A 16160-nucleotide genomic window follows, 5' to 3' on the forward strand; every position below is an offset into this window, starting at 1 on the left:
GAATAGGGGCCCCGGCGAGTGGTCGGGATGGTGGAGAGTGAGTTATGGGGTTTGATCAGGTGCGTCAGCGCCGTTTGTCTGACGATATCGTCGAGCAGCTTGAGGGCATGATCCTTGAGGGCACGCTGAAGTCGGGCGAGCGCTTGCCGGCCGAGCGCGCACTGGCCGAGCAGTTCGGGGTGTCGCGTCCGTCGTTGCGCGAGGCGATCCAGAAACTGGCGGCCAAAGGTTTGCTGATCAGCCGTCAGGGTGGTGGCAATTATGTGGTGGAGTCGCTGGGTTCAACCTTCAGTGATCCGCTGCTGCATCTGCTGGAAAATAATCCCGAGGCTCAACGCGACCTTTTGGAGTTTCGTCAGACCCTGGAAGCTTCGTGCGCGTACTACGCAGCGTTGCGCGCCACTGAGGTGGACCGCGAGCGGCTGACGGCGGCTTTCGAAGAACTGCAGGATTGCTATACGCGGTCAGATGAAGTGAGCCGGGCGGAAGAGGGCGCGGCGGATGCGAGGTTTCACCTGGCCATCGCCGAGGCCAGCCATAACGCGGTATTGCTGCATACCATTCGCGGCCTGTTCGATCTGCTCAAGCGTAACGTGGTGACCAACATTGGTGGCATGTATCAGCAGCGTACCGAAACACGGGACATGCTGATCAATCAGCACCGTGATCTGTACCTGGCGATTATCGAAGGGCGTGCCGAGCAGGCGCGGGAGGTTTCAACACGTCACCTGCTGTATGTGCAGGAAGTGCTGGAAGAAGTGCGTCAGGAGGTTCAGCGCATGGCGCGGGCGGAGCGGCGCAAGGGGATCTAGCGATTGTTGTAGCTGAGGGAGCGGGCTCCCTCGGCCACATCAAGTCACAAGAAAATCAGTCTTCCTTGCCCTTGTTACGCACGGCACGCTGCAATTCCCGGTTGGAATCGCGCTCGCGCTCGGTGTCACGCTTGTCGTATTCCTTCTTGCCCTTGCCCAATGCGATTTCGCACTTGACCAGGTGCTTGCTCCAGTACCACGACAGGCAGACGCAGGCGTAGCCCTTTTGCTGCACCGCAGCTTGGAGTTTTTCCAGCTCGCGAGCATTGAGCAGCAGCTTGCGCGTGCGCACCGGGTCGGCAATCACGTGGGTGCTGGCAGTCATCAGCGGCGTGATATGACTGCCGAGCAGCCATGCCTCACCGTCTTTGAGCAGCACATAACTGTCGACCAGTTGCAGCTTGCTGGCACGCAGACTTTTTACTTCCCAGCCGGCCAGGACCAGACCAGCCTCGAACCGATGTTCGATGAAGTAATCGTGTCGCGCCTTTTTATTTTGCGCGATGGTCCCTGTTGGGTGTTTCTTTTGTTTAGCCATAGGGGCGGCATTATAGGGAGTTGCGAGCGCGTCGGCTACGGTCAACCTGCGTGCTTGAGCGTGTTGAATGAATCCCGGACAATGTAGGCTGTTTTTTGATTTTTTCTTTCGCGAATCCTGTTGTCCTTTCGCGATGTTTGCCGCTCAGCTGTGGAAATAACGCTCACATGACGACGCATATTCAACGTTCGGCCCTGTTGCCTTACCCGGCACAAGCGCTCTATGACCTGGTCAACGACGTGGCGCGTTACCCGGAGTTCCTGCCTTGGTGTTCGACTGCCGAGGTATTGGAGAGCAGTGATGAGCATATGCTCGCCAGCGTGGGTGTCGCTAAGGGCGGCTTGAGCCAGCACTTTGTCACGCGCAACACGCTGGTGCCCGGGCAGTCCATCGAGATGAATCTCGAGGAAGGCCCGTTCACTCAGCTGCATGGCGTGTGGGTGTTCAAGGCGTTGAACGAAAAGGCCTGCAAGATCAGCCTGGACCTGTCGTTCGATTATGCCGGCCCTATCGTACGTGCCACCTTGGGCCCGTTGTTCAATCAAGCGGCCAATACGCTAGTGGACGCGTTCTGCCAACGCGCCAAGCAAATGCATGGCTGAGCCATTGGTTGAAGTCGAGGTGGTGTACGCCGCGGTGGATCGCCAGGTGTTGATGAGCCTGGCAGTAGCGCCGGGTTCGAGCCTCAGGGCGGCGGTGCAGGGTTCTGGAATGGCCGCGCAATTCCCGGAACTGAATCTGGAGAGTTGCCCTTTAGGGATTTTCGGCAAGGTGGTGACGGACGCGGATGTTCGTTGTGTGCAGGCAGGAGACCGAATCGAGATCTATCGGCCATTGCTGGCAGATCCGATGGAGATACGTCGCTTGCGTGCGGCGAAGGCTGCCAAGGCAAAACAGCAGAATTCATAGCTTGCGAAACGGCAGGCAACAAAAAGCCCGGCATGCCGGGCTTTTTATCGAGCGTTACAAACTTACTGCGGGCTGGCGTCCAGAGGTTCTGGAGTTGGCACCGGAACGGTTTGCACGCCGTCGACGCCTTTCTGGATCTCGTCCAGCAAGGAGCCAGGCTTGGCCGGTACTTCGGACTTCGGTTTCTCCTCGTTCTGCGCGGGCGCAGGAGCGGTGGTGCCGTTGTCCTTGCCCAGCAAGGCTTCATCGCGGCTTACGCCCGGTTTGAAGTCCCCCGACAGGCTGGTGAGCTGATCATTGCCATTGAAGATGACACTGACCCGCTCCTGCTGGCGTTCACCGCCACCAGGTTGGATGCTATAGAGATAATCCCAGCGATCGGCATGGAATGTGTCGGTCAGCAGGGGATTGCCCATGATAAACCGTACTTGCCGTCGGGTCATTCCCGGGCGTAACTGGTCTATCATGTCCTGCGTGACGACATTGCCCTGCTGGATGTCGATTTTGTAAACCCCGGGGAATGAACAACCGGCGAGTGCGAGCAGTCCCACAAAGGTGAAACTGGTTAGCAAGAGCTTGGTGTTTTGCATCGGTGGGCGACTTCCACTATCTTGGCTGGGACAACGTAAACGCCGATCATACCCGTATTAAGAGAAGCTGCGAAGCAGCATCCGCGAGAAAGCTAACCATGGTTGAAAATAGCGAACTACGCAAAGCCGGTCTTAAAGTGACTCTGCCACGAGTCAAGATTCTACAAATGCTCGATTCTGCTGAGCAGCGCCACATGAGTGCCGAGGATGTATACAAGGCACTGATGGAGTCTAACGAGGACGTCGGCCTGGCCACGGTTTACCGTGTACTGACCCAGTTTGAAGCAGCAGGACTGGTGGTTCGTCATAATTTCGACGGCGGTCATGCAGTATTTGAATTGGCCGACGGCGGTCATCACGACCACATGGTTGACCTGGATACCAATGAGGTTATCGAGTTCACCAGTCCGGAAATCGAGAAGCTCCAGCACATGATCGCTGAGCAGCATGGATTCGATTTGGTGGACCACAATCTGGTTCTCTACATACGTAAGAAAAAGTAAGAAAGCTACGCAGATTCGCTCTGCGAAACGATCGAAGGCGACCCTAGGGTCGCCTTCGTGCTTTCTATAGAAAGAAAAGGATCAGTGAGCTGAGCCTTAGACCTTCGCGGTGACCACCATTTTCTTCGCGTGAGCCAAGGATTCTTTGGTCAGGTCAATGCCTCCGAGCATCCGCGCGACTTCTTCCACCCGTTCGGTCTTGTTCAGCTTGGACACGGCGGTATGAGTGGCATCGCTGCCCCGTACCTTGTGCACGAATAGGTGCTGGTGCCCTTGAGCAGCCACTTGTGGCAAGTGGGTGACGGTCAGTACCTGGCCGCGATCGCCCAGTCGGCGCAACAGTTGACCAACAATTTCGGCAGTCGGGCCGCCGATCCCGACGTCCACTTCATCGAATACCAGCGTTGGCACGCGTGAGGTCTGGGCTGTGATCACCTGGATCGCCAGGCTGATCCGCGACAGTTCGCCGCCGGATGCCACTTTGGCCAATGCCTTGAGTGGTTGGCCTGGGTTCGCACTGACAAGCAGCTCTACCTGCTCAAGCCCGTTAGGCAGCAGCTCGTTGCTGGTGTTGGTGTGCAGTTCGATGGTGAAGCTCCCGCCGGGCATGCCCAAGCGTTGGATTTCCTGTTCTACCGCACTGGCCAGGCCAGTGGCAGCCTGATGGCGCAGATCGCTCAGCTCTCGGGCTTTTTCCTGGTAGTGGCGAGCAAAGGACGCCAATTCTTCGCCCAGTCGCTCAATGGATTCATCATTGGCATTCAGGGTTTCGATTTCATCCAGCAGCTTTTGCTGCATGGTCGCGACTTCGGTCGGCTGGATCCGGTGTTTGCGCGCCAGGGTGTAGATGGTGTCCAGGCGCTCTTCTATATCCTGCAGGCGAGCCGGGTCCGCATCGAAGTGATCGAGGAAACGGTTCAGTTCGCCCACGGCTTCTTCAACCTGGATTTGCGCGCTGGTCAGCAGCGTGGTGGCTTCATTCAGCGAGCCGGAGGCATTGTTCACGCTGGACAGGCGATTAAGGCTCGCCGTCAGGGCGTTGAGCACATTGCCGGAATCACTTTCGCTGCACTGTTCCACCACTTGCCGGCAAATGCCCAGCAGGGTTTCGGCGTTGGTCAGGTTTTTGTGTTCCTGCTCCAGTTGCTCCAGTTCCGTCTCGCCGAGCCCCAGGCTTTCCAGCTCTTCCAGTTGATAGCTGAGCAGTTGGTGGCGGGCGCGCTGCTCATCGCCGGAGTTGGAGAGGCGCTCCAGTTCCTGGCGGGTTTGGCGCCAGCGCTGAGCGGCCAATTGCACCTGGCGTGCAAGGTCGGTGGCACCGGCATACTCGTCGAGAAGTCGGCGATGGGTGTCGGTTTTCATCAGGGATTGGTGTTCATGCTGGCTATGGATATCGATCAGCAGCTCGCCCAGGGCTTTCAAGTCGCCGAGCGGGCAGGGTGTGCCATTTATATAGCCGCGGGAGCGCCCTTCGGCAGTGATCACCCGGCGCAGGATGCACGGGCCTTCATTATTAAGGTCGCGCTCGGCAAGCCAGGCCTCGGCTTCCGGGATGTCGGCCAGGTCAAAGGTGGCGAGGATGTCGGCCTTGTCGGCGCCCGGGCGAACCACGCCGCTGTCGGCGCGATCACCCAGGGTCAGGCCCAGGGCGTCGAGCATGATCGACTTACCGGCGCCGGTTTCGCCTGTGATTACGCTCATCCCGCGATCCAGTTCAAGATCCAGATGTTCAACGATGGCGTAGTTATGTACGGACAGGTGCACCAGCATGACGGCCGCTCCCAGGCTTTATGTCTGGTTATTTATACAGTGTTTTGTTTGGGGGTGACAATCCTGATGCTTAGTCCGATTTGCTTGAATGGCTGGCTTTTTAAGTGCGACGGGGAATGACCGGGAAGAATTGATCCAGGGCAAGTGAAAGACTTTTGGTAACGCCTCAACCCTTGAACCTGAAAATTGTGGCCCCATATACCGGAACAGAAGCGCGAGTCGAGTTCGCGCATGATTTTGAAAGGAGAAATCTATGGCTGACGAACAGACGCAGGATACGCAAAATCCAGACGCCAACCAGGCAGCAGGTGAAGACCTGGCAGCTCGTGTGCAAGTGCTCGAAGAGCAATTGGCCGGCGCACAGGATCAATCGTTGCGTGTTGCCGCTGATCTGCAGAACGTCCGCCGCCGCGCCGAGCAGGATGTAGAAAAGGCTCACAAATTCGCCCTGGAAAAATTTGCCGGTGATCTGTTGCCGATCATCGACAGCCTGGAGCGTGGCCTTGAGCTGTCCAACCCGGACGACGAGAACATCCGCCCAATGCGCGAAGGGATCGAACTGACCCTGAAAATGTTCCAGGACACCCTGAAGCGTTATCAGCTGGAAGCCATCGATCCGCAAGGCGGTGAGCCGTTCAATGCAGAGCATCATCAAGCGATGGCGATGCAGGAAAACGCTGATCTTGAGCCGAACAGCGTATTGAAGGTGTTCCAGAAGGGTTACCAGCTCAACGGTCGCTTGCTGCGCCCGGCAATGGTTGTAGTGAGCAAAGCTCCTGCAACTGTTGCACCTTCGATTGATGAGCAGGCTTGAAATAAGTCGTAACGGCCCCATCTATAAGTCAAGCGTTTAAGTCATGCCGCAGTTAGCCACCACTGCTGCGGCAAAAAAATCTAAGTTTCGGGAGAGTAAATCATGGGCAAAATTATCGGTATCGACCTGGGGACTACCAACTCCTGCGTCTCCGTGCTGGAAAACGGCGTATCCAAAGTTATTGAAAACGCCGAAGGCGCACGTACTACCCCGTCCATCGTGGCTTATGCCAACGACGGCGAAATCCTGGTAGGCCAGTCCGCCAAGCGTCAAGCTGTGACCAATCCGCATAACACCCTCTACGCGGTGAAGCGTCTGATCGGTCGTAAGTTCGACGAAGAAGTCGTACAGAAAGACATCAAGATGGTCCCGTACAAAATCGCCAAGGCTGACAACGGTGACGCCTGGGTTGAAGTGAACGGTCAGAAAATGTCGCCGCCACAAATTTCGGCTGAAATCTTGAAAAAGATGAAGAAAACCGCCGAAGACTACCTCGGTGAAGCAGTGACTGAAGCGGTGATCACCGTTCCGGCCTACTTCAACGACAGCCAGCGCCAGGCGACCAAAGACGCCGGCCGTATTGCTGGCCTGGACGTAAAACGTATCATCAACGAACCAACCGCAGCCGCTCTGGCTTACGGTATGGACAAGGCCAAGGGCGATCACACCGTGATCGTTTACGACCTGGGTGGCGGTACCTTCGACGTTTCCGTGATCGAAATCGCTGAAGTCGATGGCGAGCACCAGTTCGAAGTGTTGGCCACCAACGGTGACACGTTCCTGGGTGGTGAAGACTTTGACATTCGTCTGATCGACTACCTCGTCGACGAATTCAAGAAAGAAAGCGGCATGAACCTCAAGGGTGACCCGCTGGCCATGCAGCGCCTGAAAGAGGCCGCTGAGAAAGCCAAGATCGAACTGTCTTCGAGCAATTCGACCGACGTGAACCTGCCGTACATCACTGCAGACGCCACCGGTCCTAAGCACTTGAACGTGAAAATCTCCCGCGCCAAGCTGGAGTCGCTGGTAGAAGACCTGGTTCAACGCACCATCGAGCCTTGCCGCATTGCGCTGAAAGACTCGGGTATCGACGTTGGCGCGATCAACGACGTGATCCTGGTCGGCGGTCAGACCCGTATGCCACTGGTTCAGAAGCTGGTTACCGAATTCTTCGGTAAAGAAGCGCGTAAAGACGTTAACCCGGACGAAGCGGTTGCCATGGGTGCTGCCATCCAGGGCGCGGTATTGGCCGGTGATGTGAAAGACGTTCTGCTGCTGGACGTCAGCCCGCTGACCCTGGGTATCGAAACCATGGGTGGCGTGATGACCGCGCTGATCGAGAAAAACACCACGATTCCTACCAAGAAATCGCAAGTGTTCTCGACTGCCGACGACAATCAGGGCGCCGTGACCATTCACGTGCTGCAAGGTGAGCGTAAGCAAGCCGGTCAGAACAAGTCCCTGGGCAAGTTCGACCTGGCCGAGATTCCACCAGCACCACGTGGCGTGCCACAAATTGAAGTGACCTTCGACATCGACGCCAACGGCATCCTGCACGTAGGCGCCAAAGACAAGGCCACCGGCAAGACTCAGTCGATCGTGATCAAGGCAAACTCGGGTCTGTCCGAGGAAGAAATTCAGCAGATGATCCGTGATGCTGAAGCCAACGCTGACGAAGACCGCAAGTTTGAAGAGCTGGCCGCTGCCCGTAACCAGGGTGATGCACTGGTTCACTCGACGCGCAAAATGATCGCTGACGCTGGCGACAAAGTGACTGCCGAAGAGAAAACTGCGATCGAAGCAGCCGTAGTAGCCCTGGAAGCCGCCGTTAAAGGCGACGACAAGGCCGCTATCGAAGCCAAGGTTGAAGAGCTGTCGAAAGTCTCTGCGCCAGTGGCTCAGAAAATGTACGCCGAACAAGGCCAGCCGGCTGATGGTGCTGCACACCAGGCAGAACCTGAAGCCAAGCACGACGATGTTGTCGATGCCGAGTTCGAAGAAGTCAAAGACCAGAAGTAACTTGGTCGCCCGGTTGACCGCTCACAAGCGGTGACTGGTAGGATGTCGCCGCGCGGGAGCTTGCTCCCGCGTTGGCGTGTCTGGGGTACGCGAATTTTTACAGCATGCGACAACGCTCGGATGCTGGCGGTGTGATCGGGAATGCTCCTGCTTTCCGGACGACAGTCACCGCGTTTTTGGCCGGTTGCCGGCTGAAAGCAGTAACGACCAGGATCGTTGAATTGACGTGAGTTGGGTCCGGGCCTGTATTGGGGCTCAACGAGTTTGGCAAGGCTCAGGAGGGTTTTGCCGGACGTCCTTAAGAGTGCAAAGACTTATGGCAAAGCGTGACTATTACGAAGTGTTGGGTGTGGAGCGCGGCTCCAGCGAGGCGGACCTGAAAAAGGCTTATCGTCGCCTGGCGATGAAGCACCACCCGGACCGTAATCCGGATAACAAAGAATCCGAAGAGCTGTTCAAAGAGGCCAACGAGGCTTACGAATGCCTGTGTGATCCAAACAAGCGTGCCGCTTACGATCAGTACGGCCATGCCGGTGTTGACCCAAGCATGGGTGGCGGCGGTGCCGGTTTCGGTGGTCAGAACTTCTCCGATATTTTCGGCGACGTGTTCAGCGACTTCTTTGGCGGCGGCCGCGGTGGCCAGCGTGGCGGTGCTCAGCGTGGCAGCGACTTGCGCTACACCCTGGAGCTGAACCTGGAAGAGGCGGTGCGTGGCACCAGCGTTAATATCCGCGTTCCGACGCTGGTAAACTGCAAGCCGTGCGACGGTTCGGGTGCCAAGAAAGGCTCCTCGCCGATCACTTGCCCGACGTGCGGCGGCATCGGCCAGGTACGTATGCAGCAAGGCTTCTTCTCGGTGCAGCAAACCTGCCCGCGCTGCCATGGCCAGGGCAAGATCATTTCCGATCCGTGCGATTCGTGCCATGGCGAAGGGCGTGTCGAAGAGTACAAGACCCTCTCGGTGAAAGTGCCGGCGGGTGTTGATACCGGTGACCGCATTCGTCTGTCGGGTGAAGGCGAGGCGGGTACTCAGGGCGGCCCGACGGGCGACCTGTACGTGGTGATCAATGTGCGCGAGCACTCGATCTTCCAGCGTGACGGCAAGCATCTGTTCTGTGAAGTGCCGATCAGCTTTGTCGATGCAGCCTTGGGTGGCGAGCTTGAGATTCCGACGCTGGACGGTCGGGTCAAGCTGAAGATTCCTGAGGGCACGCAGACCGGCAAGCAGTTCCGTATCCGTGGCAAAGGCGTTGCGCCGGTGCGCGGTGGCGGTGCTGGCGACTTGATGTGTCGTGTGGCGGTAGAGACGCCGGTGAACCTGGGTCGTCGTCAGCGTGAACTGTTGGAGGAATTCCGCAGCTCCCTGGCCGGCGATGACACTCATTCGCCAAAGACCACTGGTTGGTTCGAAGGCGTAAAGCGTTTCTTCGGCGACCTGTAAGGAAGTGAGTATGCGACGTATCGCGGTGATGGGCGCTGCCGGGCGCATGGGCAAAACCCTGGTCGAGGCCGTACAGGCGCGCTCGCCGGCCTCCGGGCTGACGGCGGCGATTGTTCGTCCCGGCAGCACCTTGATTGGTGCGGACGCAGGTGAGTTGGCGTCCCTGGGGCGGATTGGCGTTTCGTTGTCCGGCAATCTGGAACAGGTCGCCGACGAGTTCGACGTGCTGATCGATTTCACCCTGCCGGACGTGATGCTGAAAAACCTGGCGTTCTGCCGCAAGGCGGGCAAGGCCATGGTGATCGGAACGACCGGTCTGAGCGCCGAGCAAAAGCAGCAGCTGGTGGAGGCGGGCAAGGATATTCCTATCGTGTTCGCGGCCAACTTCAGCGTCGGCGTCAATCTGTCGCTGAAGCTGCTCGACATGGCGGCGCGCGTGATGGGTGATGAGGCTGATATCGAGATTATCGAGACTCATCACCGGCACAAGATTGATGCGCCGTCCGGTACGGCGCTGCGCATGGGCGAGGCGATTGCCGATGCCCTTGGGCGTGATCTGTCGAAAGTGGCGGTGTACGGCCGCGAGGGTCACACCGGTGCTCGTGCTCACGACACCATTGGTTTTGCCACTGTTCGCGGTGGTGACGTGGTGGGTGACCATACGGTGCTGTTTGCAACCGAGGGTGAGCGTCTTGAGATCACCCACAAGGCGTCGAGCCGCATGACGTTCGCCAAGGGTGCCGTACGTGCGGCGCTGTGGCTGGAGGGTCGTACGCCGGCCTTGTACGACATGCGTGACGTGCTGGACCTGCATTAAGAAGTAGCTAAAACGGGGCCTCAGGATTATTCTAAGGCCCCGTTTTTACCCGCTAAGCGACGTCCTGTCGCATTCCCCTGCCTTTAAGGCTCATTAGCGGTGGACCAAAAAAGCCTTTTTCTGTAAGCTACAGCTTTAGTGTGTCCACTAAAAGCGCGCAGAATAATTCGGTGAAGAAGCGGGGTGACGTGTCCATACGTCACTCCGCTTTTTTACAACCTGCGATCGCCCTTTCAGGCTTTATTTACGGGAGGTCTTCTTGACTAAGCCAGCCATACTCGCCCTTGCTGATGGCAGCATTTTTCGCGGCGAAGCCATTGGAGCCGACGGTCAGACCGTTGGAGAGGTGGTGTTCAACACCGCCATGACAGGCTATCAGGAAATCCTTACCGATCCTTCCTACGCCCAACAGATCGTTACCCTGACCTATCCGCACATCGGCAACACCGGTACTACACCGGAAGACGCCGAGTCTGATCGTGTCTGGTCGGCTGGCCTGGTCATTCGTGACCTGCCACTGGTTGCGAGCAACTGGCGTAATACGATGTCCCTGTCCGATTACCTGAAAGCCAACAACGTTGTGGCGATCGCCGGTATCGATACGCGTCGCCTGACACGCATCCTGCGTGAAAAAGGTTCGCAGAACGGCTGCATCATGGCCGGTGACAACATCTCCGAAGAAGCAGCGATTACAGCGGCCCAAGGTTTCCCTGGCCTGAAAGGCATGGACCTGGCGAAAGTCGTCAGCACCAAGGAAAAGTACGAGTGGCGCTCCACTGTCTGGGACTTGAAGACCGACAGCCACGCGACCATCGAAGCTTCCGAGCTGCCGTACCACGTTGTGGCCTACGACTACGGTATCAAGCACAACATCCTGCGCATGCTGGTCGAGCGCGGTTGCCGCGTGACCGTGGTGCCGGCGCAAGCCCCGGCCAGCGACGTTCTGGCTTTGCAGCCGGATGGCGTGTTCCTGTCCAACGGCCCGGGTGACCCGGAGCCTTGCGACTACGCCATCAAGGCCATCAAGGAAGTGCTGGAAACCGAGATTCCGGTATTCGGCATCTGCCTCGGCCACCAGCTGCTGGCCCTGGCCTCCGGCGCCAAGACCCTGAAAATGGGCCACGGCCACCACGGTGCCAACCACCCGGTGCAGGATCTGGACACTGGCGTTGTGATGATCACCAGCCAGAACCACGGTTTTGCGGTGGATGAAGCGACGCTGCCGGGCAATGTCCGGGCGATTCACAAGTCGCTGTTCGACGGTTCCCTGCAAGGCATCGAGCGCACCGACAAGAGCGCCTTCAGCTTCCAGGGCCACCCTGAAGCAAGCCCGGGCCCGAACGACGTAGCACCGCTGTTCGACCGTTTCATCAATGAGATGGCCAAGCGACGCTAAGTGAGCGGCCTGAGGGTGGCCCGGGAAACCGGCGGCCCCCTCGGGCTCTTCAAAGATTGTTCAAGACGGCTTGCCGACTGACCTGCGGATTTGAGTGACAAACCCATGCCAAAACGTACAGACATAAAAAGCATCCTGATTCTCGGCGCTGGCCCGATCGTGATCGGCCAGGCCTGCGAATTCGACTACTCCGGCGCCCAGGCCTGTAAAGCCCTGCGCGAAGAGGGCTACCGCGTCATCCTGGTGAACTCCAACCCGGCCACCATCATGACCGACCCGGACATGGCCGACGCCACCTACATCGAGCCGATCAAGTGGCAGACCGTTGCCAAGATCATCGAGAAAGAACGTCCGGACGCGCTGCTGCCAACCATGGGTGGCCAGACCGCCCTGAACTGCGCACTGGACCTGGAGCGTGAAGGCGTCCTGGAGAAGTTCGGCGTAGAGATGATCGGCGCCAATGCCGACACCATCGACAAGGCTGAAGACCGTTCGCGTTTCGACAAGGCCATGAAGTCCATCGGCCTTGATTGCCCGCGTTCTGGTATCGCCCACAGCATGGAAGAGGCCAATGCGGTCCTCGAGAAGCTTGGCTTCCCGTGCATCATCCGTCCGTCGTTCACCATGGGCGGCACTGGCGGCGGTATCGCCTACAACCGTGAAGAATTCGAAGAAATCTGCGCCCGTGGCCTGGACTTGTCTCCGACCAAAGAGCTGCTGATCGACGAATCCCTGATCGGCTGGAAAGAATATGAGATGGAGGTTGTCCGCGATAAAAAGGACAACTGCATCATCGTTTGCTCGATCGAAAACTTTGACCCAATGGGCGTGCACACCGGTGACTCGATCACCGTTGCGCCGGCACAGACCCTGACGGACAAGGAATACCAGATCATGCGTAACGCCTCTTTGGCGGTACTGCGTGAGATTGGCGTGGAAACCGGTGGCTCCAACGTCCAGTTCGGCATCTGCCCGGACACTGGCCGCATGGTTGTGATCGAGATGAACCCGCGTGTATCGCGTTCTTCGGCGCTGGCATCGAAAGCTACCGGCTTCCCGATTGCGCGCATCGCTGCCAAGTTGGCGATCGGTTACACATTGGACGAGCTGCAGAACGAAATCACTGGCGGCGCGACGCCGGCATCCTTCGAGCCGTCGATCGACTACGTCGTCACCAAGCTGCCACGCTTCGCTTTCGAGAAATTCCCGAAAGCCGACGCCCGTCTGACCACTCAGATGAAGTCGGTCGGTGAAGTCATGGCCATCGGCCGGACTTTCCAGGAATCCCTGCAGAAAGCCCTGCGTGGCCTGGAAGTGGGTGTTTGCGGCCTGGACGAGAAACTCGACCTGAGCAACCCGGAAAGCATGAGCGTGCTCAAGCGCGAGCTGACCGTGCCGGGTGCCGAGCGTATCTGGTACGTGGCCGATGCTTTCCGCGCCGGCATGACCGTCGAAGACATCTTCGGCATGAACATGATCGACCCGTGGTTCCTGGTACAGATCGAAGATCTGATCAAGGAAGAAGAGAAGGTCAAGACCCTCGGTCTGTCTTCTATCGACCGCGACCTGATGTTCCGCCTCAAGCGCAAAGGCTTCTCCGACATGCGTCTGGCCAAGCTGCTGGGCGTGACCGAGAAGAACCTGCGCACGCATCGCCACAAGCTGGATATCTTCCCGGTCTACAAGCGCGTTGATACCTGTGCGGCCGAGTTCGCAACCGACACGGCGTATATGTACTCCACCTACGAGGAGGAGTGCGAAGCAGCGCCGTCGGGCCGCGACAAAATCATGATCCTGGGTGGCGGTCCAAACCGTATCGGCCAAGGTATCGAGTTCGATTATTGCTGCGTGCACGCCGCTCTCGCCCTGCGCGAAGACGGGTACGAGACCATCATGGTCAACTGCAACCCGGAAACTGTTTCCACCGACTACGACACTTCCGACCGTCTGTACTTCGAGCCGGTAACGCTGGAAGACGTACTGGAAATCTGCCGCGTCGAGAAGCCAAAAGGCGTGATCGTCCAGTACGGCGGCCAAACCCCGTTGAAACTGGCCCGCGCACTTGAAGCTGCTGGCGTACCGATCATCGGTACCAGCCCTGACGCTATCGACCGTGCCGAAGACCGTGAGCGCTTCCAGCAGATGGTTGAGCGTCTGAACCTGCGTCAGCCGCCAAACGCCACTGTGCGCAGCGAAGACGAAGCGATCCGCGCAGCCAGCAAGATCGGTTACCCGCTGGTGGTGCGTCCGTCCTACGTACTGGGCGGCCGGGCGATGGAAATCGTCTACGAAGAAGACGAACTCAAGCGTTACCTGCGTGATGCGGTGAAAGTGTCCAACGACAGCCCGGTGCTGCTGGACCACTTCCTCAACTGCGCCATCGAGATGGACGTGGATGCGGTCTGCGACGGCACCGACGTGGTGATCGGCGCGATCATGCAGCACATTGAACAGGCGGGCGTTCACTCCGGTGACTCCGCTTGCTCGCTGCCGCCGTACTCGCTGCCTGCGCACATCCAGGACGAGATGCGTGAACAGGTCAAGAAAATGGCCTTGGAACTGGGCGTGGTTGGCCTGATGAACGTACAGTTGGCGCTGCAAGGCGAAGACATCTACGTCATCGAAGTCAACCCGCGCGCTTCGCGTACCGTGCCATTTGTTTCCAAGTGCATCGGTGTGTCCCTGGCGATGATTGCAGCCCGTGTGATGGCCGGTAAGACCTTGAAGGAAATCGGCTTCACCAAGGAAATCATTCCGAACTTTTACAGCGTGAAAGAGGCGGTGTTCCCATTCGCCAAATTCCCTGGTGTGGACCCGATCCTGGGCCCAGAGATGAAGTCCACCGGTGAAGTGATGGGCGTGGGCGATACCTTCGGTGAAGCGTTCGCCAAAGCCCAGATGGGCGCCAGCGAAGTGCTGCCGACCGGCGGTACTGCGTTCATCAGCGTGCGCGATGATGACAAGCCACTGGTTGCGGGCGTGGCCCGTGATCTGATCAACTTGGGCTTCGAAGTCGTGGCTACTGCCGGGACCGCCAAGCTGATCGAAGCTGCCGGCCTGAAAGTACGTCGCGTGAACAAGGTGACGGAAGGCCGTCCACACGTGGTCGACATGATCAAGAATGACGAAGTCACCCTGATCATCAACACCACTGAAGGTCGCCAGTCGATCGCGGACTCCTACTCCATTCGTCGTAACGCCTTGCAGCACAAGATCTACTGCACCACTACCATTGCTGCTGGCGAAGCTATCTGCGAAGCGCTCAAGTTCGGTCCTGAAAAAACCGTGCGTCGCTTGCAGGATCTACACGCAGGATTGAAGGCATGATCAAATACCCAATGACCGTCCAGGGCGCAAAAGCCCTGGAAGAAGAGCACGCTCACCTGACCAAGGTCGTCCGTCCGAAGCTGAGCCAGGACATCGGTACGGCCCGTGAACTGGGTGACCTCAAGGAAAACGCTGAATACCATGCTGCCCGCGAGCAGCAAGGTATGGTCGAGGCGCGTATCCGTGACATTGAAGGCCGTATGCAGAATGCGGTGATCATCGACGTCACGACCATTCCGAAGACCGGCAAGGTGATTTTCGGCACCACCGTGGAAATCGCCAACGTCGAGACTGACGAAAGCGTGGTTTACCACATCGTGGGTGAAGATGAGGCCGACTTCAAACTCGGCAAGATCTCCGTCGGTTCGCCGCTCGCCCGCGCCTTGATCGCCAAGGAAGAGGGTGATGTGGTGGCCGTCAAGACGCCTGGTGGCGTGATCGAGTACGAGATTGTCGAAGTTCGTCACATCTGAAAGACGGCGCCCGCTTCATGCGGGCGCCATGCTTTGGCAGTTTGCCCAGATGCTTTGGGTTGGCGGCCTATGGCTGTTACATATTGGTGTGCTACCGGCGCTGGGCCTGATTGGCCTGGCACCGTTGCTGATCGATGAGGTCGGCGGATTATTAAGTGCGTTGCTGGTGGGTTTTGCAGCGGCGTGCGTGACGCTTCAGGCGCTGGTGCTGATCAAAGCCGAAGGCTTGGAGAGTTTGTGGCGGGATATACGCGGGCAACTGCTGTTGATGGCGCTGTATGCGTGCGCAATGTTTTGCGTAGTGCGCATCTTTCTGCCGGAAGCGTTGCGCTGGCAGCTGTTCAGCTATCTTGTGCTAGGGTTTTCCGGGTTGGTGCTGGTTGTACAGCCGGCGCCAGGATGGAGTGGCAGGGCGCGCGAAGCACGCCCGTGACCCTTGTTTCACTTGAAGCGGTGTACGTTCGACAGTTGCTTGTTGACGCTGAAGTTCTTGCGATACAGCAGCGCCATCTTGCCGATGACCTGAACCAGGTCCGCTTTGCCAGCCTTGCACAGTTCTGCAATGGCTGCCAAGCGCGCCTCGCGATCAAGGATGCTGACCTTGATTTTGATCAGTTCGTGATCGCCCAATGCGCGTTCAAGTTCGGCTAACACACCTTCAGTCAAACCGTTGTCAGCCACAGTCAAAACTGGTTTCAGATGGTGGCCAATGGATTTGTACTGTTTCTTCTGCTCTTGAGTGAGCGGCATA

At 58.0% G+C, this 16160-nt stretch carries 16 protein-coding genes; 12 read left to right on the top strand and 4 right to left on the bottom strand.

What is annotated here, in order from left to right:
* The first annotated feature begins 44 nt into the window (after positions 1–44).
* Positions 45–812, top strand: coding sequence for an FCD domain-containing protein (locus ACA046_RS03875; RefSeq protein ID WP_063033222.1), 768 nt, complete (start codon positions 45–47; stop codon positions 810–812).
* Positions 813–867: 55 nt separating this feature from the next.
* Here ACA046_RS03875 and smpB read toward each other — a convergent pair whose 3' ends face one another.
* The gene (smpB, locus tag ACA046_RS03880; RefSeq protein ID WP_017478553.1) at positions 868–1350 is read right to left on the bottom strand and encodes an SsrA-binding protein SmpB; all 483 of its coding nucleotides are present in this window, start codon (positions 1348–1350) and stop codon (positions 868–870) included.
* A 167-nt stretch (positions 1351–1517) separates the two neighbouring features.
* On the opposite strand from smpB, the gene ACA046_RS03885 reads away from it, so the two are divergent.
* Positions 1518–1952 (top strand): type II toxin-antitoxin system RatA family toxin, encoded by a 435-nt coding sequence (locus tag ACA046_RS03885; protein WP_076013763.1) that lies wholly within the window; start codon positions 1518–1520, stop codon positions 1950–1952.
* A complete protein-coding gene (locus ACA046_RS03890; RefSeq protein WP_459025959.1) occupies positions 1945–2259 on the top strand; it encodes an RnfH family protein in 315 nt (104 codons plus the stop codon). The genes ACA046_RS03885 and ACA046_RS03890 overlap by 8 nt, the downstream gene beginning before the upstream one ends.
* A 62-nt stretch (positions 2260–2321) precedes the next feature.
* Here the strand turns inward: ACA046_RS03890 and ACA046_RS03895 are convergent, their stop codons facing one another.
* Positions 2322–2849, bottom strand: coding sequence for an outer membrane protein assembly factor BamE (locus ACA046_RS03895; RefSeq protein ID WP_167665363.1), 528 nt, complete (start codon positions 2847–2849; stop codon positions 2322–2324).
* A 98-nt stretch (positions 2850–2947) separates the two neighbouring features.
* Here ACA046_RS03895 and fur point away from each other — a divergent pair, with 98 nt between their 5' ends.
* Positions 2948–3352 carry a ferric iron uptake transcriptional regulator gene (gene fur / locus ACA046_RS03900; RefSeq protein ID WP_003212228.1) on the top strand — a complete coding sequence of 135 codons (405 nt, stop codon included), beginning with the start codon at positions 2948–2950 and terminating at the stop codon, positions 3350–3352.
* Positions 3353–3448: 96 nt separating this feature from the next.
* On the opposite strand, the gene recN is transcribed toward fur, so the two are convergent.
* Entirely contained in the window at positions 3449–5122 is a 1674-nt protein-coding gene (recN, locus tag ACA046_RS03905; protein WP_497675943.1) for a DNA repair protein RecN, read from the bottom strand.
* A gap of 253 nt (positions 5123–5375) precedes the next feature.
* Between recN and grpE the strand changes: the two genes are divergently transcribed.
* From grpE to ACA046_RS03945, 8 genes are all read left to right on the top strand, one after another.
* On the top strand, positions 5376–5936 hold the full coding sequence (gene grpE, locus ACA046_RS03910) for a nucleotide exchange factor GrpE (RefSeq protein WP_497675944.1): 561 nt from the start codon (positions 5376–5378) through the stop codon (positions 5934–5936).
* 102 nt (positions 5937–6038) lie between these two features.
* A complete protein-coding gene (dnaK, locus tag ACA046_RS03915; RefSeq protein ID WP_063033219.1) occupies positions 6039–7955 on the top strand; it encodes a molecular chaperone DnaK in 1917 nt (638 codons plus the stop codon).
* Positions 7956–8271: 316 nt separating this feature from the next.
* Entirely contained in the window at positions 8272–9396 is a 1125-nt protein-coding gene (gene dnaJ, locus ACA046_RS03920; RefSeq protein WP_063033218.1) for a molecular chaperone DnaJ, read from the top strand.
* Positions 9397–9406: 10 nt separating this feature from the next.
* Positions 9407–10213, top strand: a complete 807-nt coding sequence (gene dapB / locus ACA046_RS03925) for a 4-hydroxy-tetrahydrodipicolinate reductase (RefSeq protein WP_459025962.1) — start codon at positions 9407–9409, stop codon at positions 10211–10213.
* Between the two features lie 259 nt (positions 10214–10472).
* Positions 10473–11609, top strand: coding sequence for a glutamine-hydrolyzing carbamoyl-phosphate synthase small subunit (carA, locus tag ACA046_RS03930; protein ID WP_497675945.1), 1137 nt, complete (start codon positions 10473–10475; stop codon positions 11607–11609).
* Between the two features lie 105 nt (positions 11610–11714).
* Positions 11715–14936, top strand: a complete 3222-nt coding sequence (carB, locus tag ACA046_RS03935; protein ID WP_076013758.1) for a carbamoyl-phosphate synthase large subunit — start codon at positions 11715–11717, stop codon at positions 14934–14936.
* The gene (gene greA, locus ACA046_RS03940; RefSeq protein WP_076013757.1) at positions 14933–15409 is read left to right on the top strand and encodes a transcription elongation factor GreA; all 477 of its coding nucleotides are present in this window, start codon (positions 14933–14935) and stop codon (positions 15407–15409) included. The genes carB and greA overlap by 4 nt, the downstream gene beginning before the upstream one ends.
* 28 nt (positions 15410–15437) lie before the next feature.
* A complete protein-coding gene (locus ACA046_RS03945) occupies positions 15438–15842 on the top strand; it encodes an MFS transporter (protein ID WP_459025965.1) in 405 nt (134 codons plus the stop codon).
* Between the two features lie 8 nt (positions 15843–15850).
* Here the strand turns inward: ACA046_RS03945 and yhbY are convergent, their stop codons facing one another.
* Positions 15851–16159 carry a ribosome assembly RNA-binding protein YhbY gene (yhbY, locus tag ACA046_RS03950; protein WP_076013755.1) on the bottom strand — a complete coding sequence of 103 codons (309 nt, stop codon included), beginning with the start codon at positions 16157–16159 and terminating at the stop codon, positions 15851–15853.
* Between the last annotated feature and the right edge of the window lies 1 nt (position 16160).

The sequence above is a fragment of the Pseudomonas sp. LBUM1641 genome, assembly GCF_059716235.1.

What these genes read in the sequence shown, in the direction of transcription:
- grpE (WP_497675944.1), top strand. Translation starts at nt 5,376, where the DNA reads ATGGCTGACGAACAGACGCAGGATACGCAAAATCCAGACGCCAACCAG.
- dnaJ (WP_063033218.1), top strand. Translation starts at nt 8,272, where the DNA reads ATGGCAAAGCGTGACTATTACGAAGTGTTGGGTGTGGAGCGCGGCTCC.
- ACA046_RS03890 (WP_459025959.1), top strand. Translation starts at nt 1,945, where the DNA reads ATGGCTGAGCCATTGGTTGAAGTCGAGGTGGTGTACGCCGCGGTGGAT.
- recN (WP_497675943.1), bottom strand. Translation starts at nt 5,122, where the DNA reads ATGCTGGTGCACCTGTCCGTACATAACTACGCCATCGTTGAACATCTG.
- dapB (WP_459025962.1), top strand. Translation starts at nt 9,407, where the DNA reads ATGCGACGTATCGCGGTGATGGGCGCTGCCGGGCGCATGGGCAAAACC.
- ACA046_RS03895 (WP_167665363.1), bottom strand. Translation starts at nt 2,849, where the DNA reads ATGCAAAACACCAAGCTCTTGCTAACCAGTTTCACCTTTGTGGGACTG.
- ACA046_RS03875 (WP_063033222.1), top strand. Translation starts at nt 45, where the DNA reads ATGGGGTTTGATCAGGTGCGTCAGCGCCGTTTGTCTGACGATATCGTC.
- smpB (WP_017478553.1), bottom strand. Translation starts at nt 1,350, where the DNA reads ATGGCTAAACAAAAGAAACACCCAACAGGGACCATCGCGCAAAATAAA.
- dnaK (WP_063033219.1), top strand. Translation starts at nt 6,039, where the DNA reads ATGGGCAAAATTATCGGTATCGACCTGGGGACTACCAACTCCTGCGTC.
- ACA046_RS03945 (WP_459025965.1), top strand. Translation starts at nt 15,438, where the DNA reads ATGCTTTGGCAGTTTGCCCAGATGCTTTGGGTTGGCGGCCTATGGCTG.
- greA (WP_076013757.1), top strand. Translation starts at nt 14,933, where the DNA reads ATGATCAAATACCCAATGACCGTCCAGGGCGCAAAAGCCCTGGAAGAA.
- yhbY (WP_076013755.1), bottom strand. Translation starts at nt 16,159, where the DNA reads ATGCCGCTCACTCAAGAGCAGAAGAAACAGTACAAATCCATTGGCCAC.
- fur (WP_003212228.1), top strand. Translation starts at nt 2,948, where the DNA reads ATGGTTGAAAATAGCGAACTACGCAAAGCCGGTCTTAAAGTGACTCTG.
- carB (WP_076013758.1), top strand. Translation starts at nt 11,715, where the DNA reads ATGCCAAAACGTACAGACATAAAAAGCATCCTGATTCTCGGCGCTGGC.
- ACA046_RS03885 (WP_076013763.1), top strand. Translation starts at nt 1,518, where the DNA reads ATGACGACGCATATTCAACGTTCGGCCCTGTTGCCTTACCCGGCACAA.